The organism is Microbacterium sp. (assembly GCF_049661145.1).
Taxonomy (GTDB): Bacteria; Actinomycetota; Actinomycetes; order Actinomycetales; family Microbacteriaceae; genus Microbacterium.
In genome coordinates, this window is sequence record NZ_JBASZT010000425.1 from 1 (window position 1) to 2,083 (window position 2,083).

Genomic DNA, 2,083 nt, shown 5'->3' on the forward strand with positions numbered 1-2,083 from the left:
GCGGCGCGTAGCCCCGGATTCGGCGCTGCTGGACCGGCACGCCGCACCCGCCGACCGCCGCGAGTGGTGGCTCGCGCGCCTGGAACGCTGCCACGCCCTCCTCGACGGCGGCGAAATCGAGGGCGGAGGGATGCTCGCGGAAGGACGATCGGGGTGCCGCGAAGCGGCGGGGTCCCGCTCTTGTCCTGAAGCGAGCATTCCGTAGCCCGCACCCCGCGACACGTACTCGACAGCCCCGGCGGCTACTCGACGAGGACGGTGACGAGGCGCTCGATGCGGGCGTTCAGCAGCGCCGCGACCTCGCTCAGGGGACGCCCCTCGAGGGTCGCGCGCGTACACGTGTCGTCGGAGACGTCGAGCAGCAGCTGCGCCGCCTCGTCGATCGGCAACCGCAGCCGCAGGCCCAGCATCTCCACGACGTCCCGGATGATGCCCTCGACTCGTATGCGCAACGCGTGCTGCCACGTGAGATACGCCTCGGCCAGCCGCGGATCGCGCAGTGCCTGCGTGCGGATCTCGCTGATGAGCTGAGGTTCCATCCGCTCCCCGAGCGATGCGCCGACCACCCGCCGCACGAGCGCGGACGGGTCGGACGGCGCATCAGGCTCGAGACCTTTCACGCGCACGGCCACCTCGTCGAGCTTCGCCTCGGCCAATTGCGTGATGAGCGCCAGGAACAACTCGTCCTTCGACTCGAAGTTGGAGTAGAAGGCGCCGCGCGTGAACCCGGCACGTTCGCAGATCATCTCAACGGATGCCGCGTCCATCCCGACCTCGCCGAACACCTCGTGCGCGGCATCCAGCAGGCGCGCGCGCGTGCGGGCCCTGCGTTCGCTGGCCGGAGGCGGATCGCTCACGGGGCGGGTCGAGACGTCGGCCACGAGGTCCTCCTTTGCGCGCTCGGTTTCACACCCACTCCCCAGCCTTGCGGGAGGGGTTGCTTCTAGGATACATCTATGTATCGGATACAGTGCTGTATCGAAGTCTCCCGATCCTTCTGAACTTCCGAACCGGAGCGCTCGTGTCCACACTTCTGTACTCGCTCGGCCGCTGGTCCTACCGCCACCCGTGGCGCGTGCTCGTGTCGTGGCTGCTCCTGCTCGCTCTCGCGGGCGGCGGCGCCGCCCTTTTCATGAAGGGCACCGACAACACCTTCGCGATCCCGGGCACCGAGGCGCAGGAGGGCATCCTGCTGCTCGACCGCACCTTCCCGCAGGCCAGCGGCACGAGCGCGCAGCTCGTCGTCGTGGCTCCCGCAGGACAGCGGGTGGATGCCGAGCCCATCTCGACCCTCATCGGCGACGCCGTCACGGAGCTCGGGGACCTCGACGGCGTCCTCGCCGTCACGGACCCCTTCGACGAACTGGTGTCGGGCATGGTCTCCGACGACGAGCAGGCCGCCATCGTCCGCATGCAGTTCGACGGCCAGGCCACCGACGTGCCGGACAGCACGCTCACCGACCTGAACGCGATCGCCGCCGACATCCGCGACGCCATGCCCGCCGGATCCGAGGTGGCCATGGGCGGCGACCTGTTCTCGACGTCGGTCCCCGCCCTGTCGATCACGGAAGCCGTCGGCATCCTCATCGCCCTGTTCGTGCTCATCGTGACCTTCCGATCGATCGCCGTCGCCTGGTTCCCGCTCGCGAGCGCTCTCGTCGGCGTGGGCCTCGCGATCGCGCTCATCTACGTCTCGACCGCGTTCGCAACGATCTCTTCCACGACGCCGATGCTCGCGATCATGCTGGGGCTCGCGGTCGGCATCGACTACGCCCTGTTCATCGTCGCAAGACATCAGGATCAGGTGCGCGCCGGGATCGACCCCGAGGAGTCGGCGGCGCGCGCCACCGGCACAGCCGGGTCGGCCGTGCTGTTCGCGGGCATCACGGTGCTCATCGCGCTCATCGGCCTGAGCTTCGCCGGCATCCCGTTCCTGACGACGATGGGCATCGCCGCCTCGGTCGCGGTCGCGATCGCGGTCATCGTCGCGGTCACCCTCACCCCCGCACTGCTGGGGTTCGCGAAGGAGCGCGTCGCGGGATGGCCGCGGCGTGCGCGGCGGCAACGCACCACCCGCCCGCAC

2 protein-coding genes are annotated in these 2,083 nt (G+C 69.6%); one reads left to right on the plus strand and one right to left on the minus strand.

Annotated elements, in window-relative coordinates; translation table 11 throughout:
* Window positions 1-242: 242 nt before the first annotated feature.
* Window positions 243-881: a TetR/AcrR family transcriptional regulator gene (locus WBP48_RS17560; RefSeq protein ID WP_424442026.1), complete on the minus strand. Its 639-nt coding sequence runs from the start codon at window positions 879-881 to the stop codon at window positions 243-245.
* Between the two features lie 140 nt (window positions 882-1,021).
* Here WBP48_RS17560 and WBP48_RS17565 point away from each other — a divergent pair.
* Window positions 1,022-2,083, plus strand: a 1,062-nt coding sequence (locus WBP48_RS17565; protein ID WP_424442027.1) for an MMPL family transporter, incomplete at its 3' end; no start/stop codon positions are given.